Below are 6,566 nucleotides of genomic sequence, written 5' to 3' on the forward strand. Positions count from 1 at the left end.
ACGTTCGGTGCTGATCACCACAGAACGCGTGTGTGCGGCGACCGGCACCATTACACTGGCGATTTTGCGCAGGATGCGGCCATGGCTCACCTGCGTGAAGGGATTGAACCTCGTTAGCCCGCATGGAGCCCCCCCTTGAACAAATCCGCCCTTATCTGCCTGACCTTCGCCACCCTCACCGGCTGCGGCGCACTCACCGATGTCCGCTCCTTCTCCACCCCCTACGCCTCCCCCACCAGCGGCGAGACCGTGCGCCTGCGCGTGATCAGCGATGGCATGGTGCGCGGCGTGCCCAAGTCGGACTGCGTCAACTTTCGGCTACCGGGCGCGGGGGTGATGGTGGCCAAGCGCGACGGGTTTGCGAACCGCAACGGCGAAACCCTGGGCATGGCGCCGGTGGAGCGCTATTCGGATGCCACGGTGATGAGTGAACTGTTGGTACCTGCCGGGCAGCCCATCGCCTTTCATTACATTGGGAACCGCTGCTACAACATGTTCAGTTTTGTGCCGCAGGCGGGCATGGACTATGAGCTTGACGCCGCCAGCCGCTACAAGTGCGGGGTGACGCTCAAGCGCATGTTGGTCGGGAAGATCGAAGGCACCCTGGAGCCGTTGGGCGAAAGCAAGTTGTGCAATTGGGGCGATAACTTCTAAGGCCCCCCTGGCCGTCAACTGTGAATGGGCAAGGCCAAGCCGAACAGCACGAAGAACCCGCCGCAAACCTTATTGAAGCGCCGACCGGTGCGCGCCAACCACGGCCGCACCCGGTTGGCGGCGCTGGCCACCAGGTATTCCACACAAAATTCCACCACGGCGTAGGTCAGCGCGATGGCGGCCGTTTGTGCGATGAGGTTTCGGTGGGGGTCCAGGAACGGTGGAATAAACGCGGTAAACAACAGCAGCGCCTTGGGGTTGGAAATGGCCGACAGCAGCCCTTGGCGGAACAACGACCAGCGTTGCGAGCTCGACGCGCCCATCGAATCCAGGCTGATGGGCGCCGAGCGCCACAAGCCCAAACCCAACCAAATCAGGTATAGCCCGCCTGCAATCTTCAACACGATGAACCCAGTGGCCGAAGCCTGGATCAACGCACCCAGGCCCAAGGCGCACAGCGACAACACCACGGCAAAACCGAGCACGCCGCCACTGATGGTAAACAGCGTTCTGCGCCGCCCATGAATGGCGCCGTGGGTCAGCGCCAGCAAGGCATTGGGGCCTGGCACTACCGCAATGCCGCAGCAGGTAACCAGGTAAAGCAACCAAGTGTCAAAAGGCATGGTCAGGTCCAAAGGGGGAGTAGATTCAAGCCCGCATGGTGCGGTGGGTACATTCTGCATGAAAAGCGCATAATTCAGGCCTTAGCCATTCGATTAACGAATAGAGGTCAGCCCGATGCCATCCAGCGATTTGCAGATCGATTGGCTCAAGTGTTTTGTGGCGGTGGTGGATGCAGGTTCCCTGTCGGGCGCGGCCCATGAGGTCAACCGGTCGCAATCAGCGGTGAGCATGCAGATGAAGAAACTGGAGGCCGCACTGGGACGACCCTTGTTGAACCGTGGCCCCAGGCACCTGCAACTGACCGACGATGGCCAGACACTGCTCGGTTATGCCCGGCGCATGCTGGCCCTTCACACTGAAACCCAGGCGGCGTTCCATGGTGAAGCGCTGACCGGGCGCATCCGCCTGGGCGTTGCCGAAGACTACGCGGCCAAGTACCTCACCCCGGTGCTGAAACGCTTTGCACCACGCTACGCCGGCGTGGACATCGAACTGACCTGCGAACAATCGACCGCCCTGATCCCGCGGGTGCGCAGTGGCGAGCTGGACCTGGCGCTGGTGTCCAGGGACACGCCGCAGAGTGGGACATTTTTGTTCAAGGAACCGATGGTGTGGGTGGGCTCCCCCCAGTTCGAGCTGTGGCGGCGCGACCCGGTGCCCATCGCCGTCTACGAAAGTGCCAGCCTGGCACGGCGGTATGCGGTGAATTCACTGGCCCAGCAGGGCCGCCAATTCAAGGTGGTGTACAACAGCTCCAGCCTGGCGGGCCAAGTGGCCGCGGTTGAGGGCGGCTTGGCAATTGCTGCGATTACCCAGTGCACGGTGCAACCGTCGCTCCAGGTGTTGAGCGGCGAGCACGGGCTGGGGCCTATCGAGCCCATGGAGGTATCGATACTGCGCAGCCGCGCGTCCCGAGGGTCCAAGGCGGTCAATGGGCTGCATGGTTTTATCATCAGTGCGCTAAGGCTTCAGGCGTAGGCAATGTCGTAATCGTTATGCCGAACGCATCTGTAAAACTGTCAGGAATCACAGTTCCCACTTCGGTGCTCGGGTGTTCAGAGTGAATACCCAACCCTCGAGGATTTCACTATGTCCAATCCATTGTTCCCTCGCACAGCGTTGATTGCGTCGCTGGCCAGCCTTGCAGCCTGCACGTCGAGCGTGACGCCCCAGAGCGGCGCCATCATGTGCCCGGCGGTAGTCAGCATCCACCAGACCAAAGAGGCCGAAGGCTACAGCTATTTCGCCGTTGCCCCTGGCGGGGGGTGGGAGGGCGAAAACCCCTTTGCCCAAGAGCATTACCTCAAGGGGATGAGCTTTGAGTCGGCGGCGATTCGTACCGTCGCCGCGAGCCCCAGCCAGCCGGAGTATTCCTTCGTGGCTTGCGACTACGAAGGGCCAGAGCAATTTGCGTTTTTAAGAATGTCCCAGCGCTTCCCGTTTCGCCCGCGTGCGGTTGGGCCGAACTGGAGTGCCGATGACTTTTGCCGGGCCACTACGGTGGAGGCGTGCCGGTTTACCGTGTTTACTGTGGTGCCGTGAGCGGGGAAGCGGGTTTGCCCTGATGCCAGTCACTTAAAGGCTCCCTCACCACAAATGGCTGTTACCCTTTTGACCCTTCTCATTAGAGTGCTGAACATTTGGAGCCCCATGGCCTTATCCAAACGCGACACCACCCGTATCGAACGCAACCTGGTCGCCACACTCACCGAGGCCTGCGAAACCGCCAAGGCTGAAATCCCAGGCTTTGAGTGGCTGACCCACACGGTCAACTACGACGCGTTCCCGGCCAGCCTGCGGGTGATCTGGGTTTTCGATACCCAGGCCAACAAAGACCATGCTCTCGCCAGCGGGCAAGAGGCGCGCATGCGCGATCTCACCGCCCTCGCGTTGACCGAAGCGGACCTGTCAGCGAGTGCGCCTGTCTATTTCGACTGCGAAGAAGCCTGCCAGCTCAAGCACGGCGGCGACTGGCGCCTGCGCTTGGCCAAGCTGCACACGGCCAAGGGCTGACGCAATGCGCAGGCGAATACGCTGGATGTGCTGTCGTGTTCGTTAACGCGTTGCGCCCTGGGGTGAATGGGCTTGCTCACTCACCCGCAAGCCCGCCTACCAAAAGCTCTATTTAGCGAACGCGTACTCGCCACCCTGCTCCACCGCCTTGCGGTAAGCCGGTCGCGCCTGGAAGCGTTTGACCCACGCCGCCAGGTTCGGGTACGCCGCCAATTTGCCCTGGGCCCCGGCGACTTCGCCGATAAAGCTCATCTGGATATCCGCGCCACTCAACTCATCACCCAACAGGTAAGGCGCCTGCCCGAGCACGTCGTTGAGGTAGCCCAGGTAATTGGCCACTTCCGATTCAATGCGCGGATGCAGCGGCGTCCCGGCTTCACCCAGGCGGCCTACGTAGAGGTTGAGCATCAACGGCAACATGGCCGAGCCTTCTGCGAAGTGCAGCCATTGCACGTACTTGTCGTATTCAGCCGTGGCCGGGTTCGGTTGCAGGCGACCAGCGCCGTGGCGGCGGATCAGGTAGTCGATGATCGCGGCCGACTCAATCAGCACCTGGCCGCCCTCTTCGATCACCGGCGATTTGCCCAGCGGGTGAATGGCCTTGAGCTCAGGCGGCGCGAGGTTGGTTTTCGGGTCGCGTTGGTAGCGCTTGATTTCGTAGGGCAGGCCCAGCTCTTCAAGCAGCCACAGGATGCGTTGGGAACGGGAGTTATTGAGGTGGTGAACAGTGATCATTGGCGGCTCCACTGAGTGAGAAGGAATGTCTTGCAAGAGACTACGCCAACGCTGTGGAGTGCCTTTGATTAATTACCCACCATCGACCACAGTGATGCCCCTACCCCCGTGATGCTTTCACCGGCGATCAACCCCGCCGCCGCCGTAATCGCGAAACGCTCGGTAATACTTGGCCAGCGGCAGCTCACGCACCAGGTCAGCACTGCGCCCAAGGCCATCATCAGCGACACCGAGGCTGGCAATACAAAAGCCAGGCCCAATGCAGCGGCGCTGGGCAGGTAACGGGCGCGATGGGCGGGTAATGTGCTGTCCAGGATGCCCAGCAGCACGCCGACCAGGCCACCGATGGCAATTGCCCAACGAATACTGGCCGACAGTGAATCCAGCCCGTGGCTCAGGGTTTGCGCAACGGCCTTCCAGGTAGCGACCGCCGGTGCTGGCCACTCTTCGGTGAGCAGCATGGTTTGCGGGTCGGGGATCAGCGCCAGGTAAGCGAATACCCCAACAATGCTGCCAATGAAAATCCCCAGGATCTGGGCGATCACTTGCTTGTGCGGCGTAGCACCAATGGCCTTGCCCACCTTGAAGTCGTTCATCAGGTCGGTGCATTGCCCCGCCGAGCCGCCGGCGGTGTTGGCACTCATCAGGTTGATCGGCACCTGCCCCGGCGCGACGATACCGAAGCTCAGTTGGGACAGTTGCCCGATGGCGCCAATCGGCGGAATGCCCGTGGCGCCCACCACCCGCGCAGCCACGGCGGCCAGGCAGATGGCCAACGGGATGGTGAGCAGGGCCATCCACAGGTTGATGCCGAACAGCAACGCCTGCAGGCCGACCACCAGCACAATCGACAGGATAAAACCGGCAGCAGGCCCGGGCTTGGGCACCGTCCAAGGCGTACCGCCGCCGGACTGGGTGGTCCGATACAAGGCCCATAACCGAATCGCCAACGAGGCCAGGGTGGAACACACCATCAGGCTCACCCCTGGCCACAGCAGCCACTCCACCAATGCGGCAAATTGCGGGCCGCTGCTGTCGGCGGGCAGGGTCACCAGGTGCTGCGCCAACAGCCACGGGCCCAGGCCTCCCCAGGCGAGCAAGGCGCCGAGCAACAGGGTCAAGCCCACCCGAATGCCGATAATGCCGCCAAACCCCACCAGCAATAGCGAAGGGTCGGCGGTGAAGGTCAACCGCTCCAACTGAGCGCTCGGCGACCAGCGCGGGAAGGCCCACATAAAGGTGTCCACCCACTTCACCAAACCCGACAGCAACGCGGCGCCGAGCAGCACTTTCAAGCGCGTCGCCGCCTCGCGGCCGTGGTTGTAGATATGCAGCAGGGTTTCGAGTGTGGCCATGCCTTCGGGAAATTTCAGCGCCTTGTCATTGAGTAAGGACGGCCTCAGGTACCAGGCGATCCAGATGCCCAGGAAGCTCACCGAGAACACCCACGCGATCATCGGCAACGCATCCAGCTGGTTGCCCGTCAACAAGGTGTAGGCCGGGATCGGCGCCACCAGCCCGCCGGAAATAATCGACGCGGCCGCCGAGGCCACCGTCTGGTTGATATTGCTTTCATGCAGGGTCCACGGCAGCTGCTCGGTGGAGCGTTTGGCCAAGCCTTGCCAGATCGCATACCCCACCAGCAGGGCAATGATCGACATGTTGAATGACCAACCGATCTTCAACCCGGCGTACACATTGGAGGGTGTCAACAAGACGCCAAGCACAGTGCCGGTGACGACGGCGCGCAGGCTGAGTTCACGGATGACGGGGACGGGCTGGGGCAGTGAGGTCATGCGGAGTCCTTTCGGCAAGAGCGCAGGGCGACCTAACAAGGGAGCCCTGTATGCCTGGAAGGTTCATCCCCGGCCGTAATCACAGCCTCTAAAAACCCAGACCCAACGTTGAAATGCAGTCAAATGTGGGAGCGGGCTTGCTCGCGAATACGGTGTGTCAGTCAACCCATTCAGTGACTGACACACCGCCTTCGCGAGCAAGCCCGCTCCCACAAGGGGTACTCAGCTCAGGCGGAACCTTGCGGTGTTATCACTCAAAGCCCGGCTACCTTTGCTCAAGGTATCAGCCGCCGCGTTGACTGCTCGGGCCCCCTCGAGCAAACGCCCCGCCGCCTGGTCCACCTGTTGGATAAGCTCAGATCCAACGTTGAAATGCAGGCAAATGTGGGAGCGGGCTTGCCCGCGAATACGGTGTATCAGTCAGCCCATTCAGTGACTGACACACCGCCTTCGCGAGCAAGCCCGCTCCCACAAGGGGGACTCAGCTCAGGCGGAACCTTGCGGTGTTATCACTCAAGGCCTGGCTACCTTTGCTCAAGGTATCCGCCGCCGCGTTGACTGCTCGGGCCCCCTTGAGCAAACGCCCCGCCGCCTGGTCCACCTGTTGGATAACCTCAGATCCAACGTTGAAATGCAGTCAAATGTGGGAGCGGGCTTGCTCGCGAATACGGTGTGTCAGTCAACCCATTGAAGTGACTGACACACCGCCTTCGCGAGCAAGCCCGCTCCCACAAGGGGGTACTC

Annotated in this window: 7 protein-coding genes; 4 read left to right on the top strand and 3 right to left on the bottom strand. The window is 61.6% G+C overall.

From position 1 onward, the window contains the following. The first annotated feature begins 135 nt into the window (after positions 1-135). Complete coding sequence (locus tag DYL59_RS21885) at positions 136-654, top strand: cupredoxin domain-containing protein (RefSeq protein WP_238340758.1); 519 nt, start codon at positions 136-138, stop codon at positions 652-654. A gap of 14 nt (positions 655-668) precedes the next feature. On the opposite strand, the gene DYL59_RS21890 is transcribed toward DYL59_RS21885, so the two are convergent. Then, the gene (locus DYL59_RS21890) at positions 669-1,277 is read right to left on the bottom strand and encodes a LysE family translocator (protein ID WP_135291039.1); all 609 of its coding nucleotides are present in this window, start codon (positions 1,275-1,277) and stop codon (positions 669-671) included. A gap of 115 nt (positions 1,278-1,392) precedes the next feature. Here DYL59_RS21890 and DYL59_RS21895 point away from each other — a divergent pair, with 115 nt between their 5' ends. The 3 genes from DYL59_RS21895 (at position 1,393) to DYL59_RS21905 (ending at position 3,291) form a co-directional block, all read left to right on the top strand. Further along, the gene (locus tag DYL59_RS21895) at positions 1,393-2,256 is read left to right on the top strand and encodes a LysR family transcriptional regulator (RefSeq protein ID WP_135291040.1); all 864 of its coding nucleotides are present in this window, start codon (positions 1,393-1,395) and stop codon (positions 2,254-2,256) included. Positions 2,257-2,367: 111 nt separating this feature from the next. After that, positions 2,368-2,820, top strand: coding sequence for a DUF3757 domain-containing protein (locus tag DYL59_RS21900; protein ID WP_135291041.1), 453 nt, complete (start codon positions 2,368-2,370; stop codon positions 2,818-2,820). Between the two features lie 108 nt (positions 2,821-2,928). Then, positions 2,929-3,291 (top strand): hypothetical protein, encoded by a 363-nt coding sequence (locus tag DYL59_RS21905; protein WP_135291042.1) that lies wholly within the window; start codon positions 2,929-2,931, stop codon positions 3,289-3,291. A gap of 108 nt (positions 3,292-3,399) precedes the next feature. Here DYL59_RS21905 and DYL59_RS21910 read toward each other — a convergent pair whose 3' ends face one another. Both DYL59_RS21910 and DYL59_RS21915 read right to left on the bottom strand, forming a co-directional pair. Continuing rightward, on the bottom strand, positions 3,400-4,026 hold the full coding sequence (locus DYL59_RS21910; protein WP_135291043.1) for a glutathione S-transferase family protein: 627 nt from the start codon (positions 4,024-4,026) through the stop codon (positions 3,400-3,402). A gap of 68 nt (positions 4,027-4,094) precedes the next feature. After that, on the bottom strand, positions 4,095-5,822 hold the full coding sequence (locus DYL59_RS21915; protein ID WP_135291044.1) for an OPT family oligopeptide transporter: 1,728 nt from the start codon (positions 5,820-5,822) through the stop codon (positions 4,095-4,097). Positions 5,823-6,566 lie beyond the last annotated feature (744 nt).

Source organism: Pseudomonas kairouanensis (assembly GCF_004682055.1).
GTDB classification, from domain to species: Bacteria; Pseudomonadota; Gammaproteobacteria; order Pseudomonadales; family Pseudomonadaceae; genus Aquipseudomonas; species Aquipseudomonas kairouanensis.